The organism is Arthrobacter sp. D5-1, assembly GCF_017357425.1.
Lineage (GTDB): Bacteria > Actinomycetota > Actinomycetes > Actinomycetales > Micrococcaceae > Arthrobacter.
In genome coordinates this window covers 145,198-170,617 of record NZ_CP014571.1, presented here as the reverse complement: position 1 = coordinate 170,617, position 25,420 = coordinate 145,198, and the positions used below count along the sequence as shown (strand labels likewise).

General features: G+C 61.5%; 27 protein-coding genes and 1 pseudogene. 17 read left to right on the top strand and 11 right to left on the bottom strand.

All coding sequences use genetic code 11. The annotated features are described in order from the left end of the window. Nucleotides 1–28 precede the first annotated feature (28 nt). Nucleotides 29–835, bottom strand: coding sequence for an alpha/beta fold hydrolase (locus AYX22_RS00795; RefSeq protein WP_207595677.1), 807 nt, complete (start codon nt 833–835; stop codon nt 29–31). A 325-nt stretch (nt 836–1,160) separates the two neighbouring features. On the opposite strand from AYX22_RS00795, the gene AYX22_RS00790 reads away from it, so the two are divergent. The 6 genes and pseudogenes from AYX22_RS00790 to AYX22_RS24360 all read left to right on the top strand — a co-directional run. Continuing rightward, entirely contained in the window at nt 1,161–2,477 is a 1,317-nt protein-coding gene (locus tag AYX22_RS00790) for an extracellular solute-binding protein (RefSeq protein WP_207595676.1), read from the top strand. Nucleotides 2,478–2,540: 63 nt separating this feature from the next. Continuing rightward, complete coding sequence (locus tag AYX22_RS00785) at nt 2,541–3,626, top strand: sugar ABC transporter permease (protein WP_207595675.1); 1,086 nt, start codon at nt 2,541–2,543, stop codon at nt 3,624–3,626. Between the two features lie 53 nt (nt 3,627–3,679). Further along, nucleotides 3,680–4,525, top strand: coding sequence for a carbohydrate ABC transporter permease (locus AYX22_RS00780; protein ID WP_242703656.1), 846 nt, complete (start codon nt 3,680–3,682; stop codon nt 4,523–4,525). After that, nucleotides 4,525–5,982, top strand: coding sequence for a GH1 family beta-glucosidase (locus AYX22_RS00775; protein ID WP_207595673.1), 1,458 nt, complete (start codon nt 4,525–4,527; stop codon nt 5,980–5,982). Before AYX22_RS00780 ends, AYX22_RS00775 begins: the two co-directional genes overlap by 1 nt. A gap of 45 nt (nt 5,983–6,027) precedes the next feature. Continuing rightward, the gene (locus AYX22_RS00770; protein ID WP_207597414.1) at nt 6,028–7,047 is read left to right on the top strand and encodes a LacI family DNA-binding transcriptional regulator; all 1,020 of its coding nucleotides are present in this window, start codon (nt 6,028–6,030) and stop codon (nt 7,045–7,047) included. A 30-nt stretch (nt 7,048–7,077) separates the two neighbouring features. Then, nucleotides 7,078–7,440, top strand: a pseudogene (locus AYX22_RS24360) (Gfo/Idh/MocA family oxidoreductase); the annotation flags it as partial. A 595-nt stretch (nt 7,441–8,035) separates the two neighbouring features. Here the strand turns inward: AYX22_RS24360 and AYX22_RS00760 are convergent. Continuing rightward, nucleotides 8,036–8,323: a helix-turn-helix transcriptional regulator gene (locus tag AYX22_RS00760; protein ID WP_347565757.1), complete on the bottom strand. Its 288-nt coding sequence runs from the start codon at nt 8,321–8,323 to the stop codon at nt 8,036–8,038. Next, on the bottom strand, nt 8,323–8,814 hold the full coding sequence (locus AYX22_RS00755) for a DUF2975 domain-containing protein (RefSeq protein WP_207595671.1): 492 nt from the start codon (nt 8,812–8,814) through the stop codon (nt 8,323–8,325). Before AYX22_RS00755 ends, AYX22_RS00760 begins: the two co-directional genes overlap by 1 nt. 192 nt (nt 8,815–9,006) lie before the next feature. On the opposite strand from AYX22_RS00755, the gene AYX22_RS00750 reads away from it, so the two are divergent. The 4 genes from AYX22_RS00750 to AYX22_RS00735 all read left to right on the top strand — a co-directional run bounded on the left by AYX22_RS00750 (nt 9,007) and on the right by AYX22_RS00735 (nt 12,860). Then, nucleotides 9,007–9,573, top strand: a complete 567-nt coding sequence (locus AYX22_RS00750) for a type 1 glutamine amidotransferase domain-containing protein (RefSeq protein ID WP_207595670.1) — start codon at nt 9,007–9,009, stop codon at nt 9,571–9,573. 150 nt (nt 9,574–9,723) lie between these two features. After that, nucleotides 9,724–10,305, top strand: coding sequence for a TetR/AcrR family transcriptional regulator (locus AYX22_RS00745; RefSeq protein ID WP_242703469.1), 582 nt, complete (start codon nt 9,724–9,726; stop codon nt 10,303–10,305). After that, nucleotides 10,302–12,146, top strand: a complete 1,845-nt coding sequence (locus AYX22_RS00740; RefSeq protein WP_207595668.1) for an alpha/beta fold hydrolase — start codon at nt 10,302–10,304, stop codon at nt 12,144–12,146. The genes AYX22_RS00745 and AYX22_RS00740 overlap by 4 nt, the downstream gene beginning before the upstream one ends. 84 nt (nt 12,147–12,230) lie before the next feature. Next, nucleotides 12,231–12,860: a hypothetical protein gene (locus AYX22_RS00735; protein ID WP_207595667.1), complete on the top strand. Its 630-nt coding sequence runs from the start codon at nt 12,231–12,233 to the stop codon at nt 12,858–12,860. A 242-nt stretch (nt 12,861–13,102) separates the two neighbouring features. Here AYX22_RS00735 and AYX22_RS00730 read toward each other — a convergent pair whose 3' ends face one another. Next, the gene (locus AYX22_RS00730) at nt 13,103–13,699 is read right to left on the bottom strand and encodes a TetR/AcrR family transcriptional regulator (RefSeq protein WP_207595666.1); all 597 of its coding nucleotides are present in this window, start codon (nt 13,697–13,699) and stop codon (nt 13,103–13,105) included. 159 nt (nt 13,700–13,858) lie between these two features. Between AYX22_RS00730 and AYX22_RS00725 the strand changes: the two genes are divergently transcribed. Next, nucleotides 13,859–14,632 carry an SDR family oxidoreductase gene (locus AYX22_RS00725; RefSeq protein WP_207595665.1) on the top strand — a complete coding sequence of 258 codons (774 nt, stop codon included), beginning with the start codon at nt 13,859–13,861 and terminating at the stop codon, nt 14,630–14,632. 340 nt (nt 14,633–14,972) lie between these two features. Here the strand turns inward: AYX22_RS00725 and AYX22_RS00720 are convergent, their stop codons facing one another. From AYX22_RS00720 to AYX22_RS00700, 6 genes are all read right to left on the bottom strand, one after another. Next, a complete protein-coding gene (locus AYX22_RS00720) occupies nt 14,973–15,761 on the bottom strand; it encodes a hypothetical protein (protein WP_207595664.1) in 789 nt (262 codons plus the stop codon). A 349-nt stretch (nt 15,762–16,110) separates the two neighbouring features. After that, nucleotides 16,111–16,899 carry an IS21-like element helper ATPase IstB gene (gene istB / locus AYX22_RS00715; RefSeq protein ID WP_071416162.1) on the bottom strand — a complete coding sequence of 263 codons (789 nt, stop codon included), beginning with the start codon at nt 16,897–16,899 and terminating at the stop codon, nt 16,111–16,113. Continuing rightward, complete coding sequence (istA, locus tag AYX22_RS00710; protein ID WP_071416161.1) at nt 16,896–18,449, bottom strand: IS21 family transposase; 1,554 nt, start codon at nt 18,447–18,449, stop codon at nt 16,896–16,898. The genes istB and istA overlap by 4 nt, the downstream gene beginning before the upstream one ends. Nucleotides 18,450–19,045: 596 nt before the next feature. Further along, nucleotides 19,046–19,366 carry a hypothetical protein gene (locus AYX22_RS23955; RefSeq protein WP_242703468.1) on the bottom strand — a complete coding sequence of 107 codons (321 nt, stop codon included), beginning with the start codon at nt 19,364–19,366 and terminating at the stop codon, nt 19,046–19,048. Next, nucleotides 19,344–19,874, bottom strand: a complete 531-nt coding sequence (locus AYX22_RS23950; RefSeq protein ID WP_242703467.1) for an alpha/beta hydrolase — start codon at nt 19,872–19,874, stop codon at nt 19,344–19,346. The genes AYX22_RS23955 and AYX22_RS23950 overlap by 23 nt, the downstream gene beginning before the upstream one ends. Before the next feature lie 250 nt (nt 19,875–20,124). Then, on the bottom strand, nt 20,125–20,505 hold the full coding sequence (locus AYX22_RS00700) for a hypothetical protein (RefSeq protein ID WP_207595663.1): 381 nt from the start codon (nt 20,503–20,505) through the stop codon (nt 20,125–20,127). Between the two features lie 511 nt (nt 20,506–21,016). Between AYX22_RS00700 and AYX22_RS00695 the strand changes: the two genes are divergently transcribed. The 5 genes from AYX22_RS00695 (at nt 21,017) to AYX22_RS00675 (ending at nt 23,928) form a co-directional block, all read left to right on the top strand. Further along, nucleotides 21,017–21,901 (top strand): hypothetical protein, encoded by an 885-nt coding sequence (locus AYX22_RS00695; RefSeq protein WP_207595662.1) that lies wholly within the window; start codon nt 21,017–21,019, stop codon nt 21,899–21,901. 8 nt (nt 21,902–21,909) lie between these two features. Then, nucleotides 21,910–22,167, top strand: coding sequence for a hypothetical protein (locus AYX22_RS00690; protein ID WP_207595661.1), 258 nt, complete (start codon nt 21,910–21,912; stop codon nt 22,165–22,167). Between the two features lie 324 nt (nt 22,168–22,491). After that, a complete protein-coding gene (locus tag AYX22_RS00685) occupies nt 22,492–23,034 on the top strand; it encodes a GNAT family protein (protein ID WP_207595660.1) in 543 nt (180 codons plus the stop codon). A gap of 299 nt (nt 23,035–23,333) precedes the next feature. Further along, nucleotides 23,334–23,636, top strand: a complete 303-nt coding sequence (locus AYX22_RS00680) for a DUF2089 family protein (RefSeq protein WP_207595659.1) — start codon at nt 23,334–23,336, stop codon at nt 23,634–23,636. Beyond that, on the top strand, nt 23,623–23,928 hold the full coding sequence (locus AYX22_RS00675; protein ID WP_207595658.1) for a hypothetical protein: 306 nt from the start codon (nt 23,623–23,625) through the stop codon (nt 23,926–23,928). The genes AYX22_RS00680 and AYX22_RS00675 overlap by 14 nt, the downstream gene beginning before the upstream one ends. Before the next feature lie 93 nt (nt 23,929–24,021). On the opposite strand, the gene AYX22_RS00670 is transcribed toward AYX22_RS00675, so the two are convergent. Further along, complete coding sequence (locus AYX22_RS00670; protein WP_207595657.1) at nt 24,022–24,186, bottom strand: aureocin A53 family class IId bacteriocin; 165 nt, start codon at nt 24,184–24,186, stop codon at nt 24,022–24,024. Between the two features lie 618 nt (nt 24,187–24,804). Here AYX22_RS00670 and AYX22_RS00665 point away from each other — a divergent pair. Then, nucleotides 24,805–25,290, top strand: a complete 486-nt coding sequence (locus AYX22_RS00665; RefSeq protein ID WP_207595656.1) for a PH domain-containing protein — start codon at nt 24,805–24,807, stop codon at nt 25,288–25,290. Nucleotides 25,291–25,420: the final 130 nt, after the last annotated feature.

Here is a 25,420-nt window from a genome sequence, read left to right as displayed (position 1 = left end):
GACCGCCGTCGTGGTTAAGCTGAAGGCGTCAGTCCGCGGCCTCGCGTCCCATGGACCTTTCCACCCGGCCAAGCCACTCCCAAAGGAGGGCAGCCGTTAGCTCCGGCTGGTCCAGGTGCGCGTTGTGACCCGCTCGATCCAGGACGGCGGTGGTGGACTGTGCATAGCTGCGCGCCAGCGCAGTCTGGTCCTCAAACCCCACCACATGGTCCTGACGACCGGCGAGAATCAGCGCGGGTCCTTGAAAGTTGGCGAAGCGACTTTCCGGCTCGGCACGGAGTGTGTAGTTGCTCGAGATCCGTTGGATCGCGGCTTGATCGAATACGCGAAACCCCGGCAGGGCCGCGTCTCGGAAAAGAAACCAATTCTCGGGAGATTGGACCACGGCCATGGCCTCATAGTCGGCCGCGTCCGCGGGTTCCAAGGCGGCCAGTAGGGTCGGGTCTGCTTGGAGCACTGTCTTGGCAGGCAGGGTTCGGGACCCGTGATCCGCAATGACCACTGGGCAGAGGAGCGCCAGGCCCAGTACCTGTTCCCCGAATTCGGCCACCAGGTGACGGGCGATCATGCCACCGAAGGAGTTTCCGAGGACAGCGAACCTTTCGGCACCGAAGGTCTTCCGGGCAAAGGAGACAACCGCGTCGGCCACGGCATCCGCGCTATCGATCTCGGGTCCTGCCGCGGATTGGCCCATGCCCGGCAAGTCCACATAGACCCGCCGCCACTGACCGTGAGCATCGAACACGGGGTCGAGCCCCAACAAAAGGCGGTGATCAACGCAGAATCCGTGGATGATCAGGATTGGGGTTCCCGCCCCATAGTCAACAGAATGCACCCTTGAACGCTAACACCGTCAGAGCTCGAGCCTGGCAGCACCATTACCTTTGCTCGCACCAATCAGACCCTTCGGGATTGTTGGCGGGAAGTACCCACCGAGGGGTGAGCTTTCGGTAATAAGAACCCTCCATACCCCCGAGAGCTAACCCCTCGGCAGCATGAGAGCTCACCCCTCGGCGGCACCGACGCACGAAGACACAGAACCAACTCCAGAGAGCGCTCTCTTGACGTACGTGACTTGCAGCACATACATTGGTCCCACATCCCAGAGAGCGCTCTCTCGCCATAGGCGTACGGTCGCTCGAACACACAAAGGAGTGATCGTGGAGTTTTCGCGACTAAGGAAATTCACTGCCCTGGCGGGCGTAGCCTCTCTTGCCCTCGTGGCGGCCGGCTGCAGCGGCGGAGGCGACAAAGCGGCGAGCGCAGACAATCCCGTCACGCTGACCGTGACCACCTTCGGCACTTTCGGATACGACGACCTGTACGCCGAATATGAGAAGCAGAACCCCGGAGTCACCATCGAGGCCACCAACATCGATCGCGGTTCCAACGCCCGGACCGATGCGTTCACTAAGCTGGCCGCCGGCTCCGGACTCAGCGACGTCACGGCCATCGAGGAGGGCTGGCTCGGCTCCATTATGGAGGTTTCGGACCAGTTTGTGGACCTCAAGGAGCACGGCGCCGAGGACATCAAGGGCAACTGGGTGGACTGGAAGTTCAAGCAGGGCACAGACCCCAATGGTCGTGTGATCGGTTATGGCACTGACATCGGACCGCAGGCCCTGTGCTTCAACGGCAAGCTCTTCGAGGCAGCAGGCCTGCCGAGCGACCGTGAGAAGGTCGCGGAATTGTTCGGCGGCAAGGACGCAAGCTGGGAAACGTACTTCAAGCTCGGCCGCCAGTACAAAGAGGCCACAGGCAAAGCCTGGTATGACCAGTCCGGCTTCGTCTGGAACTCCATGGTCAACCAGATGGACGAGGGTTACTACACCAAGGACGGCAAGCTGAACGTCGAGGGCAACAAGGAAATGCGGGCGAAGTTCGACATGCTCGCTGCCGGCACTGCCGATGGCCTGTCCTCCAACCAGACCCAGTTCGACTGGGGTAACGGCAAGGCATTCGTGGACGGCTCCTTCGCCACGCACGTTTGCCCGGCATGGATGCTCGGCACCATCAAGGGCCAGCTCGAGTCAGCAGGCGGAGGGGCAGCCAGCGGCTGGGACGTAGCCGACGTCTTCCCCGGCGGTGCTTCCAACTGGGGCGGCGCTTTCCTCTCGGTCCCCAAGAGCTCCAAGCACCCCGCCGAAGCAGCCAAGCTGGCAGCATGGCTGACCGCACCTGAACAGCAGATCAAGCAGTCCGCTGCAGCGAACAACTTCCCGAGCACCCTCGAAGCACAGGCGAAGATCGTGGAAGCAGCAAAGCCGAACGAACTGTTCAACAACGCTCCCTACGGCGCCATCTTTGAGTCCCGCGCAGAAGGTGTCATCGCCCAGTTCAAGGGTCCGGATGACTCTGTGATCCAGGAAAACGTCTTCGGACCCGCCCTCAAGATGCTCGATTCGGGCAAGGGCAACGCCGATCAAGCCTGGAATGAAGCCGTCAAGCTCCTCAACGACCTCGTGGTCAACAACTAGCAGCACCCGGCCGTGGGGCCTCCGGGAAACCGGAGGCCCCCTCACAGAGTCTGAGACCCGACCATGACCACCACCTTGAACCGCCCGGCCGCCGGTAGAACGGCTGCCACCAAACCGAAACCGTCGTTCCGGCAGCGCCTCAACGTCCTCGACATGAAGGCGTCCCCGTACCTCTACATCGCCCCGTTTTTCATCCTGTTTGCCCTGGTAGGCCTCTTTCCCCTGGGCTACACCTTCTTCGTCTCCCTCTTCGACTGGCACCTACTCAAAGGCCAGGGCGAGTTCGTGGGATTCCAGAACTTCGCTGAGGTTCTTCAAGACAGGTTCTTCTGGAATTCCCTGTTCAACACTGTCAGCATCTTCCTGATTTCCACCATCCCCCAGCTGATCATGGCCACCATCATCGCCGCGGTGCTGGACCAGAATCTGCGCGCCAAGACCTTCTGGCGCATGAGCATCCTGCTCCCCTACGTTGTGACTCCCGTGGCGGTCGCCATGATCTTCACCAACATGTTCGGCGAGCAGTACGGCCTCATCAACAACATCCTGTCCAGCTTCGGCATCGATCCCATCATGTGGAAGAACGACACCCTTCCCAGCCACATCGCCATCGCCACCATGGTGAACTGGCGCTGGACCGGCTACAACGCGCTCATCCTCCTGGCCGCCATGCAGTCAGTACCGCGCGATATCTACGAATCCGCAGCAATCGACGGCGCCGGCTCCGTCCGCCGCTTCTTCAGCATCACGCTGCCGAGCATCCGGCCCACCATGGTGTTCGTTATTGTCACGGCCACCATCGGCGGGCTGCAGATCTTTACCGAGCCAAGGCTCTTCGATCCCGTAGCAGCCGGCGGAACGGCACGCCAGTTCCAGACCACCGTGCTGTACCTGTGGGAGATGGCTTTCCAGCGGCAGAACTTCGGCAAGGCTTCCACCATCGCCTGGCTCCTGTTTCTGATCATCCTGCTTTTCGGCATCGTGAACTGGCTGATCTCACGCCGTATCGCCACCAATGGCGATGATCGCGGAGCAGCCAGTCGCCGCCGTCGGAAGCGTTCCTCCGCTGCGAATACAAAAGCGGACGACGCCGGCCTCACCGCCCAGGCGGTAACGGCACCAGACTCAACCCCGAGGAGCGGGAAATGACCCTCACGCAAAACCGGCCACAACCCCCGGCTCCGCAGCAGACCTCCCGATCCATGACCACCCGAAAAGCACTCTTTGGCAACGGCCGACGGCCCGGCTTCCTCACCTATGGGTTGCTGCTGGCGTTCTTCCTGGCCTCCGCCTACCCGCTGTGGTGGTCCGTGATCATCGGCAGCCGCTCCAACGAAGCCCTCGGGGAGACCTGGCCGCCGCTGTTCCCTGGTGGCAACTTCTGGACCAACGTTGGGGAGGTCTTCGACACCGTCCCATTCTGGCTGGCGCTCGGCAACAGCGTCCTGATCTCGGGCATCATCACCGTCTCGGTGGTGGGCTTCTCCACCCTGGCCGGATACGCGTTCGCCAAGCTGCGCTTCCGCGGCCGCAACTGGCTGATGGTTGCGGTGATCGCCACCATGGCCATCCCTACGCAGCTCGGCATCATCCCGCTGTTCATGCTGATGCGCACGCTGGGCTGGACAGGTGAGATCGGCGCCGTCGTGATCCCTACCCTGGTGACAGCGTTCGGTGTCTTCTTCATGCGGCAGTACTTGGTGGACGTGATCCCGGACGAGCTCATCGAGTCGGCACGTATGGATGGCGCGTCCATGATCTCCACCTTTTGGCATGTTGCACTGCCGGCCGCGCGTCCGGCCATGGCAATCCTGGGCCTCTTCACGTTCATGACGGCATGGACTGATTTCCTCTGGCCCCTGCTGGTGCTCGACGCCGGCAACCCCACCTTGCAGACGGCGCTCAGCCAACTGCAGTCGGCCCGTTACGTGGACTATTCGATCGTCCTGGCCGGCGCCGTCATGGCAACACTTCCGCTGCTGGCACTCTTCGTCCTGGCGGGCCGTCAACTTATTTCCGGAATCATGCAAGGAGCAGTGAAGGGCTAATGCCATTCGAAGCAACAAACCACCCAGCGGTCACCCCCTTTAACAGGGAGTGGCCCAAGGGCTTCCTCTGGGGCTCGGCCACCGCCGCAGCCCAGGTGGAAGGCGCCAGCCACGAGGGCGGCAAGGAAGATTCCGTGTGGGATGCTTTCGCCCGTATTCCGGGTGCCATTGCCAACGGCGAGACGCTGAAGGACGCGGTGCAGCACTACCACCGCATGCCCCAGGACGTCAGGATCATGAAGGAGCTGGGCCTGGATTCCTACCGGTTCTCCACCAGCTGGTCCCGTGTCCGGCCTGGCGGCCGTACTGCGAACGCCGTCGGCCTGGACTTCTACTCCCGCTTGGTGGATGAGCTGCTCGACGCCGGCATCCTCCCTTGGTTGACCCTTTACCACTGGGACCTCCCGCAGGCGCTGGAGGAGAAGGGCGGCTGGGCCAACCGCGACACCGCCTACCGCTTCGTCGACTACGCGAACGATGTCTATTCAGCACTGGGTGACCGTGTTCAGCACTGGACTACGTTCAACGAACCGTTCTGCTCCTCACTCCTGGGCTATGCGGCCGGCGTTCACGCTCCCGGCCGTCAAGAGCCGGAAGCAGCCGTCGCAGCGATCCACCACCAGCACCTCGCCCACGGCCTGGCGGTCAACGAGCTGCGGAGCCGCGGCGCCCAGCAGTTGGGGATCACGCTCAACCTCAGCAACTCCATCCCGCGGGATCCTTCCGATCCCGTAGACCTCGACGCCGCGCGCCGGTTCGATTCGCTGCAGAACAGGATCTTCCTTGATCCGATCCTCCGTGGCGTTTACCCGGAGGACACGCTCAACGACCTTGAGCAGTTCGGCATCCGGGACGTCATCAAGCCCGGCGACCTGGAGATCATCGGCGCTCCCATCGATTTCCTGGGCGTCAACCACTACCACGATGACCTCATCAGTGGTCACCCCACTGATGAACACGGCGACGGCCACTCGGGCGGCGCAACCCGCCCGACGTCGTCGTGCTGGATCGGTTCGGAGGACATCGCATTCCCCAGCCGCGGCCTGCCGCGCACTGCCATGAACTGGGAGGTCAACCCGGACGGGCTTCGGAAGCTCCTGGTGCGTCTTGGCGAGGAATACCCCACGCTGCCACCGCTGTACATCACCGAAAACGGTGCCGCTTACGACGACGTCGTCAGTCCTGACGGGGCGGTCCATGATGCCGAGCGGACCCAGTTCGTGCTGGATCACATCACGGCCGTGGGCGAGGCACTGGACCAGGGCGCCGATGTGCGCGGCTACTTTGTGTGGTCACTCCTGGACAACTTTGAGTGGTCCTGGGGTTACGGCAAACGCTTCGGGGTGGTTCGCGTGGATTACGACACCTTTGAGCGCACGGTGAAGGACAGCGGACTGGCTTATTCCCGGGTCATCGCCTCAGCCAAGGCTTCTGCCACGGCCACAGTGAACGCCTAAAGTAGCCTTCAGAGGCATACTTTTTCTTACGTTCCGGAGATGACCATGACGCAGGACACCAGCGGCCCCCGGCCGGTACCCACCCTTGAAATGGTGGCTGCCTTGGCCGGGGTGTCGCGGGCCACCGTGTCCCGCGTGGTCAACGACAGCCCCAGTGTGGACCCGGAAATGGCGCAGTCCGTGAGGAAAGCCATCCTCGCACTCGACTACACGCCCAACCGTGCTGCCCGTTCCTTGGCCAAACGGAGGGCAAACGCGGTCACGCTCATCGTTCCGGAGTCGACATCCAAGGTCTTCGCGGATCCGTTCTTCGCCTCGGTGGTGCAGGGCATCGCCTTGTATCTCACCGACACGGAGTACACCCTGAACATGGTGATCTCCTCTGAGTCGAAGCCGGAGAAAACCCGCAGCTTCTTGCTCGGAGGCAACGTGGACGGCGTCCTGGTGGTGTCGCACCACAGCGGCGACAACTCCTGGACGCACCTCTCGGGGTCCCTTCCCATGGTGTTCGCAGGACGCCCCTTGGTAGGTGGCAAGGAAAGCTATTACGTGGATGTTGCCAACGAACAAGCGGCCTACGAGGTCACGCGTCTACTGACCCAGAGCGGCCGAAAGAACGTTGCAACTATTGCCGGTCCGCAAGATATGCCCCCGGGCCTGGATCGCCTGGCGGGGTGGAGGACCGCCGTGCGGGAAGCCGGTCTTGGCGAAAGTTTGGTGGAGGAGGGCGACTTCACGTTGGCCTCGGGCGCCAAAGCCATGCATCGATTGTTGGACCGCGGCGTGCCTGTTGACGCCGTTTTTGCAGCGAACGACCAGATGGCTGCCGGCGCCTACACCGCCATCCAAGGCCGGGGTCTTCGCATCCCGGAGGACATCGCCGTCGTGGGTTTTGATGACGATTCCTTTGCCACCTCCGTCACCCCCGCCCTCACCACCGTGCATCACCCGATTGTTGAACTCGGCAAGAAAATGGCCGAGACCCTGGTTCACCTGATCGAGGGCAAGCCGGCGGAACGCGTCAACAGGATGCCAACGTCGATCGTGATCCGCGATTCCGTCTAGCTTTTAGCCCTTGCCTTGAAAGGCTCTTCCATGCTTCCTGCTCCCGTCAGCACCGTCGCGCCTTCCGTCGCGACAGGCCGTCCCATCCGCTGGGGAGTTGTGGCCACGGGCTCCATCGCCTTACGCGTGGTGCAAGACCTCGCGCTCTTGGAGGACGCCGTTCTCCAGGCGGTCAGTTCGCGCTCGGAGGCGTCGGCCCACAGCTTTGCCGGGAAGTTCGGCTTTGCAGCGTCTTATTCGGATGTCGGAGATACGCCGGGCTATGAACGGCTGCTGGCCGATCCCGCCGTCGACGTCGTCTACATCGCCACACCTCATGCGCAGCATCATGCTGTCGCGTTGGCCGCGCTGACGGCGGGGAAGCATGTCCTGTGCGAAAAGCCCATCGCCATGAACGCCGTACAGGCACAGGAGTTGGCGGATCTCGCCCGGGATCGTGGACTATTCCTGATGGAGGCAGTGTGGACCCGGTTCCTGCCCAGTTTCTGCCGCGCGGTCGAAATTTTGCAGTCGGGGGAGATCGGGGAGCCGCGCTGGCTCCAGGCTGACCTCGGTTTCGTGCCCGCCTTCGATCCCACAGCGCGGATCTGGGACCCGGCCGCAGGCGGTGGAGCGTTGCTGGACCTCGCCGTGTATCCACTGACGTGGGCGCTGGGAGTTTTCGGTGAGCCCCGAAACATGGTCGCCACCGGAGTCCTGACTCCTGAGGGGGTGGACCTGCAGAACTCCCTCACCTTGAACTACCAGAGCGGCGCGCAGGCGCAGCTGATCACCTCCATCGGCGCGGAATGCCCCAGTGTAATAACAGTGGGAGGCACGGAAGGTTGGTTGCGGTCCTCTGCTCCGCTTTTCAATCCGGCCGAACTCACTATTCAGTCACGCATCGGCACGCCGCGGACGGAGAAATTCGAGGTGCTCGGACACGGATTCAGTTACGAGCTGCGTGAGGTGACGCGTTGCCTGCAATCCGGGCTGACCGAGAGCCCGTTCATGACTCCAGCGGAGTCGGTTGGGTCGATGGAACTGCTGGATGAGGCCCGCCGGCAGATGGGGTTGCGGTATGCGAGCGATCATCAGACTCCCACCGCAGCAGGTCCCCCGGCTGGCACTCCAGCACCTCACACAGCGCTTCGAGCGTAGTAAAACGCACGGCTTTGGCACGACCGTTCTTGAGTACGGCCAAGTTCGCCGGGGTGATGCCTACCTTCTCGGCGAGCACCCCGACGGGCATTTTGCGCTTGGCCAGCATGACATCGATGTCCACGATGATCGGCATCAAATCACCTCGTCGAGCTCGGCCCGCAACCCGGCCGCCTCAACGTCCCGGGCCACGGCCTGCGCAAGGAGGGTCCGCAGCACCAGCACCAACAGCGCCACTCCCCCGATCATCAACGCTGCGCCACAGATCAGCATGACGACTCCCGGTGCGATATCGCCGGGCGCCAGGATCACTGCGATGCCAAACATCAGCACTGCTGCGGCAGCGATGGCACCAAAAATCACGTCCACAAAACGGAACGCTCCGTGCGAAAAGACCGTCCCACGCCGCACCATCGTCAGCAGCCGCCACACACAGACCGCAACCACCTGGACACACAGAATTCCCAGGACCACGATGACCAGCAACGCAATCCGCGGCCCATCAGGCGCACCCGCCTCCACTAGGTCGTTGGAAAGCAGGGGCACCATCCGTACCTGCACGAACAGCGAACCCGCCAATACCATCGCGATCACTATGCGCAGGGCGAGGATCGTCAGCTTTCCCATGGACACTCCTTTATCGAACAACAACCTGATTCTATCGATATTCGATACGTAAGCAAGTAGCGGATGCGACGGCAAATTAGTCAGCTTGCTTAGTAAAGCTGGATTCCCTAGGCTTGAGCAGGTCAGACAAACAACTCTCACAGTGGCGGCCCGCGCTTAAAAAGCACCCCGCCGCGCAATGGAGGAGGAACAATGTCAGAACACAACATCGCAGGCAAGAAGGTCGCATTCCTCTTGACGGACGGCGTGGAGCAGGTGGAACTCACCAGCCCATGGCAGGCGGTCAAGGATGCCGGCGGCGAGTCCACCCTCGTAGCTCCCTCCAAGGGAAAGCTCCAGGGCTTTAACGGCGTGGAAAAGGGTGACACGTTCGACGTCGACCTCGCAGTCGCCGACGCGGATGCCTCCGAATTTGACGCACTGGTTCTTCCGGGCGGCGTCGTGAACGCCGATCATCTCCGCGTCGACAAAGATGCGCAGAACTTCACTCGAGCCTTCTTTGAGCAGCACAAGCCGGTGGCATCCATCTGCCACGGCCCGTGGATTCTCATCGACGCCGGCGTGATCAAGGGCCGCAACGTCACCTCGTATCACACACTCCAGACGGATTTGAAGAATGCCGGCGCCAACTGGACCGACGAGGAAGTGGTGGTGGACCAGGGCTTGGTCACCAGCCGCACCCCGGACGACCTCCCCGCGTTCAACGCCAAGGTGGTCGAGGAGATCTCCGAGGGCCAGCACGCCGGGCAGACCGCTTAGCGGTCACCGACCCCCATACGGCAAGTGCCGCCGTCGTACTTTTACAAGAAGTACGACGGCGGCACTTGGCGTTTCACGAAGACTGGCTTCTTGAGTGTTTGCAAAATATGTAGACCAGTCTATTATTTCTTCATGGCCTCAAAAGGAAACATGACAAAAGCACGGCTGGCAGAGTCAATGCTCCAGCTCATCCAGACCAGCGGTTACAGCGGCACGGGGCTGAATGCTGTGATCGAACACGCCGCAGCTCCCAAGGGGTCCATCTATTTCCACTTCCCCGACGGGAAGGAGGGCCTGGGCATCGCAGCGGTCGAGCTCGCCGCGAAACAGTTCGAAACGCTCATTGCGGAGGCAGCAACTTCCGCCGGCAGCGCGGCTGAGGCTGCCCGGGCCGCGATCGAGGCTCTGGCCACCATCGTCAGCGAGAGCAACTTCCGACTGGGTTGCCCGGTTTCCGTGGTCACCCTGGAGATGGGCGCAGAGAGTGAGCGGCTGAGACAGGCGTGTGCCGCTGCCTTCGAGGCGTGGATCGCCCCGACGTCCGCGCTCCTCGAGGCCAGCGGCGTTGACGCCAAGGAAGCCCGGTCTCTGGCAACTGTTGTTGTATCGACGATTGAGGGGGCGGTGATCGTCTCCCGCGCCATGCAAAGCACCCAACCCCTGTTATCGGCCGCTGACGTCGTGGCGGAACTCATCAACCAGCGCTGCAAGACCGTTGGCGGGACACGATGACGCCTCACGAAAACCCCCGTCACGCCCTGGTCTTCGGGGCATCAGGAATGGTCGGCCGACACCTCGTCCTGTCCCTCGCCAAAGCTGGCGCGAACGTCACAGCGGCAGTTCGGACCGCCGAGTCCGGAGCGGGTGTCGAGCGATGGGCCAAGGAGCATGGTCTGACACGGAGCATCAGAACGACCATTGTCGACTTCGATGCTCCCGAGATCATCCCGGGCGGGCCCTCGGCATTCCCGTCCATCACCGAGATCCACAACTGCGCCGGGTCCTACCGATTCGGAATGACCGCCCAAGAGGCACGCAGTGCGAACGTCGGCATCGTCGAGAAGCTGATCGACTTCGCCGGGGACCTCCCCAACCTGCAGCGCGTCGTCCACGTGTCGGGCTACCGCGTCGGCGGACAGGACCCTAAAACCGTTCCATGGTCAGAGGACCACCGCGCAGCGGTCTACAAGGAACTTGGCGCCTACGAAGCCTCCAAGGTGGAATCCGACGCCATCTTCCAGGCCCGGGCCCTGGAGGGTGGGGTGCCTTGGACCATCGTCAATCCCTCCAGCCTGATCGGCGACAGCGTGACCGGGGAGTCCGACCAGCTTATCGGGCTGGCCACGACCATCGAGCAGATTTGGCAAGGCACCGTAGCCGCACTGCCCGGAAACGGCTCGACGTTCCTCCCGGTGGTCACGGTCGACTATCTGGCAGCCTTCATGACGGCAGCAGCGGTCGATCCTGCTGCTGCAGGCAAGGCGTATTGGATTCTCGACGACGCCACCCCGCCGCTGGCAGACCTCCTGACCCATGTCGGCCGGCACCTCGGCGTCAACGTCCCACGGCTAAGGATGCCGATCGGGATCATCAAGCGGCTCCCGCAGCGGATCACCAAAGCGGATCCCGAGACGCTCACCTTCATGTCCGCCGACCGCTATCCGACAGAGTCCGCCGTCGAGTTCGCCCACAAACACGGGATTCAGATGCCGGATGTTCTGGTGTCCGTGGAGCGGTGGGCCGACCATCTGGCCGCTCATCGGTTTGGCGCCAACATGTCTGACGGTCGTCGATTCGTCGACGTCGGCGGTCTGCGCACATTCGAGCTCGGCGTACCCGGATCCAGCCGTGTTGTCCTTCCCGGCTTGCCGGTCAATGCAGACACGTGGGCCGACGTGGCGTCGGGCATCGGCGCGCGTGTCGTCGACCTGCCCGGACTCGGCCTCAGCAGTGGAACAGGCGTTCAGGACTGGGAACAGTGGCTGCCAGCTCTACTGGACGGCGAACCCGTTGACCTCATCGGCCACTCCATTGGTGCGGCCGCGGCAGTATTGGCGGCTGACCAGCTCCCGGCACAGGTCAAGTCCCTCACGGTGATCGCACCGTTCTTCCTTCAAGCCCCGATGGGTATTTCGGCCAAACTATGGCCGCTGGCATCCACCTACTTGCGACACATTGACGCCGCACGGCTGTCACGCCAGCTGACCGGATCAGAAGCCAGCGCCGCTGCTCTCACGTCCAGCCTCAGTGACCTCAAGCGAAGCAGCGCCAAGAGGGTGGCCAAGCATCTCGCCCTGGCGGGCTCCAAGCAATGGCGTGCTGAACTACGGGAAGCGCTGGGGCGTTTCAGCGGCCCGGTCCGCATCATCGTGGGAAGCGAGGACCCCATCACCCCAGGAGCAGTTGAGCAGCTCGAGTCACTTCCAAATGTTGAGCTGATCACGGTGACGGGCGCCGGGCACCATCCTCAACTGACGCATGGCAACGCCCTGGTGGGCCTGATCAAGGGGATGTCCCACGCGAACACGGCTCCCGAGGTTTCAACCGCTGACAGGCATACGGGTGCCTTATGAGATCCACAGGGGCGTGAATCTGGAGGTAGCCAGAGGTCCAAACTGGCTACATATTTCAGAGCCAGTTTGGGGGAGGCTGGTGTGATGTTGGTACGCAGAATCATTCAATTACTCGCAGGCCTGTCACTCTTCGGCTTTTCCATCGCCGTCCTCATCAAAGCTGGACTTGGAATCTCCCCTTGGGACATCTTTCATCAAGGTCTGGGCCGGCTGACGGGAATCAGCACCGGAATGGTCATCATCGCGGTCAGCTTTCTCGTGCTCCTCCTATGGATCCCCCTGAGGATGCGCCCGGGTTGGGGCACTCTGGCGAACGCCGTGTTGATCGGCGCCTTCGTCGACTTGTCGATACCTTTGATTCCTCAAGCCAACGGACTACTCTGGCAAGTCGTCTATCTTGCCGGGGGGCTGGTGCTCCTGGCCGTCGGCAGCGCCTGCTACCTTGGGGCCTCCTTCGGCCCAGGTGCACGGGACGGGCTGATGACCGGCCTGGCGCAGCGGACCGGCTGGTCAATCCGCACTTGCCGCACATTGATCGAGGTAACAGTTGCCGCAGCCGGCTGGTTGCTGGGCGGGACCCTCGGGATCGGTACCGTGGCCGAAGCGTTTCTGATCGGACCGTTGATTCAGTGGCTCATGCCCTTGTTCAGTGTTCCTTCAGGCCCTCGAGAACCCTCGCCGGACAACCCACTGAGCAAGTCGGCCGCCTCCTGAGCAGCAACCGCAGATGCCGGTGCGGCGCTTAGGCTATTGAGGCAGGCGCAGTCCACCCACTTCCAACCGTCTGATCAGGCGTTCCACTTCCTTGGAAGTGGAACCGTGGCTGGGACGATCCTGAGGAAGCCGACACGCTCACGGGTTGCCGGAGTTCTTCAGAGTGGTGGCGGGCTGGCTTCACGCCCTTGCTGCACCCCGGCGGTCTGGACTGGCCGCGTGGCGTCTGGCCGTGTCGCTTGTTAGGCCCCGATGGCGGTGATGGCGTAGTGGGCGATGCGGAGGAGGTCCTCATTGCTTGCGCCGTCGCGGGCTTGCTGGCTCATTCCTTGTAGTGTCGCGCCGACGAAGGCTGCCATTGCATGGGTGTCGGTGGATTTGGAGATCCGGCCTGCTTCGCGGTCCCGGGTCAGTGCTTCTGCCATGGCCAGGATGTTGTCGTTGCGCATTTTGGACAATCGTTCTGCGACGTGGCGGTTCGCGGAGGTGACCGCGACGGCGGAGCTGATCACCAGACAGCCTCCCGGGAATGTCCTTGACGGGTAGTGGTCGGCGGCTTCTATCAGCAGCCGACGCATGAGTTTCAGGCCGCTCTCTTCTTCTGCGAACGCGGTGGACATGAAGCTTCCGTGGGTTGCGTTGTAGTGGTCCACGACGGAGAAGAAGAGGTCTTCCTTGGAGCCGAAGGCCTTATACAGGCTGGGTGGGTTGATGCCCATGGCTTTTGTGAGCTCCGCCAAGGAGGTGCCCTCGTATCCGCTGTCCCAGAAGACCAAAGTGGCTGCTTCCAGGGCGTCGTCGATATTGAATTTCCGGCCTTGGCCTGCTTTTCCTGACATCGTCGTCCTCTCGTCGTTCCTCTCAAGAAGAGCCCCCAGCAGCCGGCATCTATTCCGGCTGCCTCCACGAGAGTGGTTTTTCATGCTGTGGTCAGCGCCACAATAAGTTTTCGAAATCTTTCTTGTAGTGATCGCTAAACGTATGTAAGTATCTCATTCATGAGCGAAACACACAAAGACCACATCGCCGTTGTGACCGGAGCCAGCCGAGGGATCGGTGCGGCAATCTCCTCCCGCCTTGCCACCGCAGGCCTGACTGTTGCTGTCCACTACGGACACGACGGGAAGGCGGCCGCCGAGGTGGTGGCCTCCATCGAAGCTGCGGGAGGAAAGGCTTTCCCTTTCCAGGCAGACCTTGGAGCCGACACCGCAGCACAGGATTTTTGGGCCGCCTACGACAAAGCCGCTGCAGAAGCCGGCGCCTTGAACCAGCCGATCCACGTCCTCGTGAACAATGCCGGGGTCACCCTGCGCGGGGCCATTGAAGACTTCAGCCGGGAAGATTTCCTAACCCAGCAGGCCGTTAACGTCAACGCACCCTACTTCATCGTCAAGGAAGGGCTGACCCGGATCGCTGACGGGGGCCGCATCGTCAACATCTCCTCCGGCGTGACCCGCATAGCGTTCCCGGAAATCATTGGCTACGCCCTCACCAAGGGCGCGATTGAGGCCTTTACCCTGACTCTCGCCAAACACCTCGGGCCCAGGGAAATCACGGTGAATTCGGTCGCTCCGGGTGTCGTGGACACCGACATCAACGCTGGTTGGCTCCGCGGAAACGACGAAGCCCAGGCCGGGGTAGCTGCCAGCAGCGCCCTGGGTCGAGTGGGCCAGCCCGACGATATCGCAAGCGTCGTAGCTTTCCTTGCTTCCGACGAAGCGCGCTGGATCACCGGGCAGAAGATCGACGCCACCGGCGGCACCAACCTCTAACCCACCAGCACCATCTGGACGCGTACAGCGTCCGCGTTCGGCGCGGCAGCGCCCCTAAGCCGCTTAGAAGTGGGACACCATTAGCGGGACACTCCCCCATCAGTCAGGAGTCGCGAGAATGTGAATGTTGGCGATAAATGGCGGTTTTCTTGCGCCGCTCCGTGTCGCCTCGAATCACTCACCCAGGGCTAGTGCGGGGCCAGCAGGCAACCTCCTCCGGCGCCCGCTCGAACTCGCCTCGAAACCCCAGCGTTTCGAGACACAGAGCCTATGAGACACCCCGGTGGGTTCAGAGAAGGAGTCGGAGACCGCGGGCGGGATCGCCTATCGGATCAGCTGGTCATTTGAAGGACCTGAACACGATCGAGTCGAAAACGGCGCGCGCCTCTCTTATCAGCTCCGGATTGATCGATTCGTCGATATAGCCCACCGCAACGACAGCCCGTCGGCCCTCCACGTCGACCACCCGGTAGGTCTCGTGTTCATTCTGAGTCGAGTACCAGTGTGTGCAGTGGTACATCATTTCTGAGTGGATGCAGAACTTGCCGCTGTCGCAGGCCGGGATGTCCACGTCGCCCTCGACGGAGTGGTCGAACTCGAAGCCGGGGTAATCGCCCACCATGATCTTGACAGGAGGAGTGCTTGCCGTTGATGACTGCGCCGCCATAGCCCTAGTGAAGGCCCAGTCCGCAGGACCGACATCGGCAAGGGCACCCCTCCAGTTGCATGCGTCCATCGACACATAGAACGCGGACCCAAGGGTCAGGTGGACGGCCCATTCAGCCGGGTGATCCGGGTCATCCTTGCCCAGGCTATTGCCGTCGAGAGCAGACCAGCCGCCTGGAACGGTGATCTCGAAAGGCTCCTTGTAGCCGTCGACGGGGACTAGATATGTGCCGGCGTCGATATCGCCACTCTTCGGCAGCGGCGGGACCGTGCGAGGGTCGCGACTCTCAGGCAGCGGCGGGACCGTGCGAGCCTCCGTCATCGGAGAACTGGCAGACGGCAGGGATGCGTCGTCGGACTCATACTCGCACCCGCCGAGACATCCAATCAGTGCGATAGTCAGCAAGGGCAAGAGATAGCGTGACCGCTGAGCGGCCTTTTCGATGGGTGTCATGGAACTCATTGATCCACCAGGCCACTACAAGCTACTGTGAGGCCCCGCAGCCGGGTGGCCTCGCAGGCGGTCCGAGATGGGATGCCGTCGCCTCAGTCTCCTCCGGTAGAGAACCCGTGACAATGAGAGTTGGATGGAAATGAGTTTCGACTCATGCAACCCCCGCAATGACAGGAGCGCCCTGAAGCAGCGGCGAGGAAACGCCAAAATTGCGGCAGCTCTCACCTGTCAATGGCCAGTTGTTTCTGCCCATGGACGGCCACTAAAAGTGCCCGCTGGTGGCCAGTAAAACTGCCCGGTGATGGCCAACAGATCTGCCCACTGATTGGTTCGGCGGGATTGGCCATCGTGGGGTTGATCAGTTCAGTCGGGTTACTCCTTTCCCGGCGAGGGCCTGGGTGAGGCGGACGGAATCGCCGCTGGTCTGACAGACGTGGGCGTGGTGCAGCAGCCGGTCAACGGTGGCGGTTGCGAGGGTTTTGGGCATGAGCTCGTCGAATCCGGCGGGGTGGAGGTTGGAGCTGATCGCGATGGACCGTTTTTCGTAGGCTGCGTCCACGACCCGGTAGAGACCTTCGGCGGCGTCCGTGGCCACCGGCAACAGGCCAATATCGTCAATGACCACGAGCTCCGCGCGGAGAATCCTGGCCACGGCCCGGGTGACGCTGTCGTCGGTTCGGTGGGCGCGGATCAGGACGCCGAGGTCTTCGAGCCTGAACCAGGCGACCCGCATTCCGGCTTCAACGGCCTGCTGGCCGAGGGCTTCGAGGAAGAACGTCTTCCCGGTCCCGGAGGGCCCGCAGACGACGAGGTTTTCCCTGCGGGTGATCCATTCCAGGGTCCGGAGGGCCTGCTGGGTCGGGGCAGGGATGGAGGACGCTGCAGGGTCCCACGCCTCGAAGGTCTTCCCGGTCGGGAAGCCTGCTGCTTTGCGGCGGGAAGCGAGCATGGACCGGGCCCGACCGGCGGCTTCCTCGGTGAAGAGTGCTTTGATGACCTCGGTTGGTTCCCACCGCTGGGCGCGGGCGGTCGCGATCAGGTCCGGTGCCAGTGCACGGGCGTGGGGCATTTTCAGGGACCGCATAAGGGCTTCCAGGTCCGCCGGCAACGGCGGAGCGGCGGTGTTGGCTGTGGTGACGGGGCTCATCGGGCCTCCTCCGGCGTGATTTTGGTCGTGGTGTTGGTTGTGGTGTTCAGGGTCGGGTTGCCGATCGCGGCCCACGCGCCGGTTCCCTGAGTCAGGGAGGTGGCTTCGTTGGCCGCGTGGGTGGTCGTGCGGCGGATGTTGGCGTTCAGGATCGAGGCGAGGTCCTGGTGCGCGAACCGGCCATGTAGTGCGGCGTCGCCCAGGGCCCGGTCGACCTGGTCGGTGCCGGCGATTTTGGCCAGCGTGACGGCTTCTGCCATTTTCACGTTGATCCGTGCGGTCCCGGCCGCGGCGGCCTCCATCAGCCAGGTCCTGGCGCCTTCGCCGATGGCCAGGAACGCTGCCTCGTCCGCGCTGCGGGCCCTGACCTCGTAATCGCCGGGGACCCTGGTCCGGGTTCCCGGGAAGTGTTCGTCGTTGATGGCGGGACTGCCGGGCCGGGCCCGATCATGGCGGGCGACTTCGACGGGCCCTGCAGTGCCGTGGTGGACGATGATGACCTGCTCGCCGGGCCCGGTCCCGTGGGTGCGGACGAACACCCGGGCTCCGAGCAGGTGGGCCGGGACGGAGTACTGGGCGTTTTCGAAGGTGACCATTGGGGTGTTCTCCGGAACCATGCGGGCGAGTCCGAAGGCGACCGTGTGGGCGGTGTCCGGGATACGGTGCAGCCGCGGGGCTTCCTCGGCGAGCATGGCTGCGGGTTTGCGCCGCGTCGTCCGGTGCTCACGGTGATTGACCTCGTCCATGAACGCCGTGCAGGCGGCCTCGAGCTCGGCGAAGGTGGCGTATTCGTCGCGGAGGTTGGTGTCTTTGGGCACGAGGTCGGCCTTGGCGAGCTTCACGGACGCTTCCACCCCGCCTTTGGTGGCCGGGTCCGCGGGCTGGCAGGTCAGCACGGTCACCCCGTAGTGCCGGGCGAAGTCCAGGGTCTGCTGGTTCCGCACCGGGACCCCGGCAACGTGGGAGGTGGTCACGGTCTTCTCGTTGTCCGTGAGGACATAGGTCGGTGCTCCGCCGAGGATCCGGAAGCACCGGTCCAGGGCCGCGAACACGCTCGGCGCCGTCCTGTCCTTGAGCGGGATCACGATGCGGAAGCGTGAGAACGCCAGCCACGCCACGAACAGGATCGTCTTCACCCCGCCGATCCGTGGCCCGTCGCCGAAGTCGTACTGCAACCACATCCCAGGTTCAGTGATCCACGGCCGATGGACGCGGGTGTGGCCCAGCCGCCACGCGTCCTTGACCTGCGCAATCGCCCGGCGGGTGGAGCGCTCCGAACCCGCATAGCCCAGAGCGAGGAGCTTCTCGTGGGCCTTGTCAGCGCGGATCCGGCCCTTGGAGGCTTCCACCCATTCTTCGATCTTGGGCAGGAACGGGTCGGTGACCCGGCCCCGTGCCGTCGGTTCCCCGATCGGCCGGCCTGCGTCCCGGGCGGTCACGTGTTTGGCAACAGTGTGGTGCGAGCAGCCCGTGAGCTCCGCAGTGGCGCGCAACGATCCGGTCAGGTCGTAGGCAGCAAGAATTTCCATGATTTCTCCGTCAGACTTCATACAGGGCCTCTTCCTGGTTCGCTTGGTGCGCTTAGACACCGTCATCAAACCCCAGGGAGAGGCTCCCACCGCTTAAGACGCGGTCGGTTCAGTAAGGAAGTGGGCAGATCTCATGGCCACCATCGGGCAGTTTTACTGGCCGTCAGTGGGCACTTTCGTGGCCGCCTATGGGCAGTTTTTCATGGCCGCTAACACTCACCGCCCGAGTCTAACCAGCCAATGAGACCTGGCGGTAGCTCACATCTCGTAACCCTTGGGATAAAGAGACGTCTCACTGATGTAGCTCTGCTCCCCTGCGCAGCTTGCCATTCTGAACCCCGGCGAGACTTGCGACTAAGTGTTTCGAGATCGGTGATCATCGTTAGTTACAAGACAGGCTCGTCACCCGATATTGGCGGTGCAGTCGGATGTGCCATTTCCGTGGAACCGGGACACTGACGTCCGAGACATTTGGGCGTTCCTCATAGATGCCCCTTGCCCAGCGGGGAAGTTGCCCTTGGATGGACCATGCGTCCGCGGTGAGGTTCTCCCCCATAGTCAAAGGACGTGCCATTTCGTTCCAGCCTTCTTTTCAGTTGCAGAACGGAACGGTGCAGTTAAAGGAATCCCAGCAAGGCGGAGGATAACTCGTCCGGGACTTCCTCGGCCATGTGGTGCCCTGAATCGATGCCGTAGCCGCGAGCATCGATCGCCCACCGCTCCCAGACCCTGAGCGGATCGCCGTAGAGATCTACAAGGTCGTCCCGGAGCGACCAGAGCAGCAACAGGGGCACGGTAACTGCCCTTCCCGCCTGCCTGTCGGCTTCCTCATGCTGCCGGTCGATGGTCACGCCCGCCCGGTAATCTTCAAGCATGGCCCGCACCGTGTCCGGGTTATGGATCGCCCTGCGCCACTCATCGTAGTTTTCCTGCCCCATTGCCGCCGCGCTCCCGCCATACCAGCTGTCCGGTATCTGGTTGGGCGTAGAAGAACCAATGCCACCACTTTGTAGCGAACCTCGCATCGGCCCTGGCTAGATGCTCACTGATGGGGATGCAATCGAGCAGCGCGACCTTGGAGACCATTCCGGGATAATCCAAGACCAGTCGCAGCGCAGTGTAGCTGCCCCGGTCATGTCCCACGAGCCTAAATTGCTCGTGACCCAGTTCCGCCATAAGTGCGACCATGTGCCGGGCGGTCGCGCGCTTTGAATGGGCTGCATGGTCCACTGTCGGGGCCGGTTTGCTCGACTGTCCGTAACCCGGGAGGTCGGGGCAAACGACACAGAATCCCGCGTTCAACAGTTGAGGAGCGACCCGATGCCATGTAGCGGACGTGCGCGGATGCCCGTGAAGCAACAGAACCGGTGGGCCTTCGCCACCATAACGGACAAACAGACTGCACGACCCGACGTCGATGTGGCGTTCCTCGAAACCCTCAAACATGCCACCATCCTGCCCCCGCAAAAGGAAAACCCACGAACCCCACACTGCCAGACCCTGAGGCCAGTCCCCCGTCCTTGGAACCAGGACAAGGCAGGTTACGGGGCTGGCCGCTCAGTTTTCAGAGGAAGCCTGAGGGGGTGGGGCTAGGGGCGATGAGTGCGTCAGTCGATAGCCCCCATCAGTGCCGCGACTTAGACAATAAGAGGATGGGGATAGACAGTGCGTTATCCCCATCCTCTTATTGATCTTCCTAGGCTGCCGAAGCCACCCAACCTGAGCAACCATAGATGCCAGTGCCGGCGCTTCGGTTGTTAAGGCACGCCCGGACGTAAACGGTCCCTCGCAGGCCGCTGCTTTGAGCTTGGGCCTGCTCGCCGCTTCCCTGACTGTTGGTCAGCGTCGCAATGTAGGTAGTCCCGTTCGAAACATACCTGAGCTGCGCCACAGATGAGACGCCATCTACGCGGGTGTCCCGGCTCGTTAGGACGTTAGTGGACGAGTTGTAGTAGGCGTAGGACCCGGTCACCGAAGCCGCTGCACTGGCGGAGGCCATCGGCGCCGTGGCCAGCCCCGAGATTGCAATAGCACCCGCGGCTGCAGCGCCGGAAAGAGCCAATCGTGATTTACGCATGTCGTAATTCCTTCCCCAGAATTTTTAGTGAATTACTGGCATCACACCCGCCCCAAGAATGTGTTGGCGATCACACCGCGAAGCCGTTCCGAGTCTCAAGTGACCGCTATCCTTTGTCAAGTCAAGCGCCCTTTCTCTTGGCGCGGTCTCCGAAGGTCAGGTCGCGTTCAGGGCTTCCCAGCCGGATGTCCCACTTCCTTAGAAGTGGAACACCAAGCCAGCTCGTGCGGCAGCGTCCGCTGTTACTGTCGCATCCCGTAGAGCTAGAAGGGGCGTGCTGCTTCTAGAACCGGGAGACCCAAAGTGGATATTGCAAGCCATCCCATTTCAAAAGACGCCACCGCTGACTACAGAAGTCGTCTGCACTGCGATTGTGTACCGTAAGCGGACCATCAATCGCTCATACGCGCTTGACTTTACAACTGCGTGAAAAACGTAAAGGGTGTGAGTTCCGGCAGCGCGGGAATCAACCCACCCCGGCACATGGGGGAGAGTTTTTTGAAAAAAGTCGATGTTTAGCTTTGCACGCCCGGCCGGCGTTGCTATCGCAATTTCTCTGATCCTCAGCGCGGGGAGCCTACCAGCGCAGGCGTCGCCTGGGGAAGCAAACGAAGCGACTAACGACTCGGCTGTTTCGATCGCGAATGAAGCGTTAAAGGCCGATGACGGCTTGGTTCCAAAGGACTCCATTACCGGAAGCGCTCCGGCGATCGCAGGGGCACTACCGGCCCCGGAAGGAACAGGTGCCACAGGCAAACAGGTTGATGTGGCAATCAAGGCGCAGGATGAAGATGATTCCGTGTCGAAAATCGGTGATGATTCATCAAGCCTGATGACCGTTCTACGGCACGGTGATAAGGCCTTTTTCGACTTGGAAATCCCGGATGGCTACACGCCGTTCCTGCAGACCGACGGCTCAGTACTTCTCAAAGACAGCGAGTCAAGCCTTCTGTACCCGTTCATCAAATCCCCCTGGGCTTTGGATGCGAACGGTAAGAAACTAGCTACTAACTACGAAATCGTTGGCAGGACACTAATCCAGCACGTAAACACCGAAGGGGCTCAGTACCCCATCGTTGCCGATCCGAGTATCCAATGGATTCCATACCCCATCATCGCTATGTGGGGTTATGAAGCCCACGCCATCGGTGCGAGCCTTGGCACGATCCTGGCTGCAGGCGCCGGCGGCGGCTGCATGCTTTCGCTGGTTGGCGGAATCCCTGGACGTATCTTCGCCATGGTCTGCGGAATTGTTGGATTCTCCGGAGCGAAAGACGTCATGAGGCACATCTCCTCAATGTGGGCCTCCAACGGACTGAACGCCACCACCTGCTATGGATTCCCCGTTACTGGCCGAGGCGGCCAAACGGTCCAGCCCGCACGCGACTGCCAATAGGGGCCACCATGAAAGAGAACATCAAGAACTTCAGGGTCCCATACCTGCTGTTACTCATCCTCGGAGTGGTGATAATGCTGACCACCGGTGACTTGACGCCCGAATGGAAGATCGGCTTCACCGTATGGGGTTCCCTCCCGTTCTTCATCAATGAAGTGCGGCTATGGCGCCAGCGACGCTTGACCGCGGAACTCTCCCGATCCCAGGAGAATAGTTCCAAGAGCGCCGCTGATATACGTCATGCCTACCGGGACCCCACTCACTGACACTGACCAACATGCGATCGCGGTCGAAACCCATAACGGCACCAGCCCCGGACGAGAGCTCATCGTTCAACCCCTGATGCCGATACGCACACTCGCATATCGCGTATTCGGTTAGGACTCTTCGTTTTCTTCTAAACCAGATCCGCCTAAGCAGAAGGAGGAGGCCTCCGAGGCCTCCTCCTTCTGCTTGTCTTTTTCCTCCTGGCGCAGACGGATCACCTGTCGCCACCAAAGGGAAAGACGGTATCCCATTTCCTTGGACGTGGGACGGTGGCAGTTTCGGTATCTCCCCCGCTGCCCGGGGGCTCCGCGTAGAGTCTGAGGATGAATCCTCTGGAGCAGCCTGTACTCGTTGCGCCCCCTTACAGGCTCCGCCCATTTACGGCAGCCGATGTTCCTGTGGTCCAGGAAGCCTCGAGCGATCCACTAATTCCTGCCATCACGACGGTCCCCGCCAGCGGTTCACGCCAGGCAGCTCTGGCCTTCATCGAAAGACAGCACCAACGCTTAGTTGATGGCACCGGGTACTCCTTCGCTATTGCTGATCCCTCCTCTGATCAGGCGGTTGGCCAAATCGGGCTGTGGCTGAAGAACCTCAGCCAAGGCCGGGCGAGCATTGGCTATTGGGTGGCGCCAAGTCATCGGGGGAAGGGAGCTGCTTCCTCTGCTTTAGGTGCCCTCGCCGCCTGGGGTCTTGCGCAACCCGGGATTCATCGATTGGAACTCTACGTCGAGCCTTGGAATGAGGGCTCCTGGCGCGCAGCCGAGCGCAGCGGGTTCGTACGGGAAGGGACGATGAGGAGCTGGCTAGAGATTGGCGGCCAGCGCAAGGACATGTACATGTACTCGCGCCTTCCTGCTCGCTAGGAATCACGCTACGCAGACCTCGCTGCCCTGCCGTGGTTTCGGTGTTCCACTTCCTTGGAATTGGGACACTTCCCGATCAGAGACGCCGGACCTACATTGAGCGACGCAAATCGAATAGACTCTAGGTTCCGCCGATGTCGCACCCGTCGAGCCGGGGTCCGGTACTGGACCCATGCACGGGCCTGCAACCCCACAGCACCTGATAGTTGCGCCGAGCAGAGGACATCCTGCCTGCTTGGAGGTGGGCAGGCACAACTCGGGACTTGAATAATATTAAAGATGGCTTTAACATTATTCACATGGAGACCAACGCGTGGATGGACGAGTTGAGCGAGAGCGACCTCGGCTTCATCAGATCCATGATTCTTCACTCCGGCTCCCTTAAGGCCTTGGCCTCTGAATACGGCGTCTCATACCCGACAGTGCGTAGCCGCTTGGACAAGATCATCGAGAAAATACAGGTAGCCGAGAGCACGAGCGTTGATGAGTTCTCACAGAAAGTTTTTGCCATGGCCATCGAAGGACGCATAACCCGTGATGCTGCCAAGCGCATAATAGAATTGCACCATAAACAATCAGGGGGAAATTATGGACAACATTAATCCAACGATAGCCACTCTTTGCCTCATTGCCATTGCTGCAGTGCACCGGTTTATCCTGTCAAACCGCCGGCAAAAGTTCCTCGGAGCAATCATTCCGATCCTCTGGCTCATCGCCGCTGTGATCCTGGCCGCCAACGGCATTCTGTCCGGGCCAGGGGCGTGGATAAGCGCAGTTGTCGTCATGGTCGGGCTGCTAGTTATTTGGTGGTCCGGCCAGGTGTCTTACCGGAAGCGTCTTGACAGCGAAAATGCCCGGATTGACAGCGTCAATGCGAGCAGGTCATTGAGTTAGAGGCGCTAGTAGATGGGTGGCGGTGCCTCCGCGGCCGTCGGAGACACCCCCACCCATCAAGGTCTGGACTGCAGTTCCAGACCAAACACGTGACTAGTTGATGCCCAGGATTTCGAGGATCCGGTTGATGATGGCGTCGACAGCCAAACCGTCACGGATCCACTGGTAGATGCGGCTGGAATTAGCCCAAACCCAGTCAACGACACGCTGGCCGTAGCGAGCGGCAGCCTGAGCAACGCGAAGCAGAATTGCAAACATTTTGTTCCTATCGTCATGATTGATAGGAGGACTAAGTGCCGTTTTGAAATTAGCCGTTCATCCCCCAATGAATGACAAGAACCGCGCCTTCGAAAATCGATGTCACCCTTCGGCGACCCCCCAATTCGATTCTTCGACTCAAGCCACTACGGAAGCTACCAGCATCGAACCGGCTTTCGCAAGTGCATTAGTAAAACCCTTTTAGGTTCCCCTCATTCATCGGATCACTTCTCTACGAATTCCGTATGACTTGACGCCGCATCGATTTTGTTACATGGAATTTTCCACCTACCGCTTGACTTGACACTTTTGAAATAAGAGATATTTAGAGATTTACCTCTGGTTTTGGTTCACCGTTTAGTGCGTGTAGGCTCCGACTAGCTATTTACGTTAGGAATTGGGGATCGTAATCGTGACAGCTTCTTGCTGCCCTGCGGATTTACCGCTGCAGCGCCTTCCTTCCTGCGCGTCCCACACGCCGCGCACCGGTTCCATCTCATCTGCACCTGTGGGCGTTGACCGCGGCCCCGCATCTCGCGCCTCTGTCAGGTCCGGGAACTTGCCTGTACGCGTAGTGGACCGCCTGGCCGTACACGTCTCACTCCCGGGAGCGTGCTGGTGAACGGGGATATCCCGGCTGACCACACGTTGGATCCGGGCATCGTGTCATGTTGGCGTGCAGCGGCGACCACGTCAGCGGGCGTCTTCCTCTGCCTGCTGGCGTTGCTCTGCTATCTGGCGCCGGCCTCCATCGTGCTTGTTCTGGCCGTCTGCGCCGCGGCTCTGACTGTTGCGCTGACTGCCGTTGACCTTCTTTGGCTGATCCCGCTGCGGGCCCGTTATTTCCGGTACGCGCTCACCGAGCGTGGTGTCGAGATCCACACGGGCCGTTTTTTGTATCGGCGGATTCTGATCCCGTACCACCAGGTGCTCTACACGAACGTCCGACGCGGGCCTCTCCTGCGCAAATACGGGCTCGAATCTCTGCAAATAGGGACACTCGGGGAACGATTCACGGTGCCGGGTCTAAAGTCTGATGTCATAGAGCACATCGAAGAGACCCTGGTCAGCCGCTCAGCGGGGCAGTATGTGGCATCGGAATAGCCCTCGCCTGATTCTCGCCCGGGCGTTTAAAGCCCTCATCCCAACCGTGGTGATGTCACTGATCCTCTGGACCCTGCACTCGCGTTTTGATCATGCCGCAGTCCATACCGGCGTCGTGATCTTCAGCGTC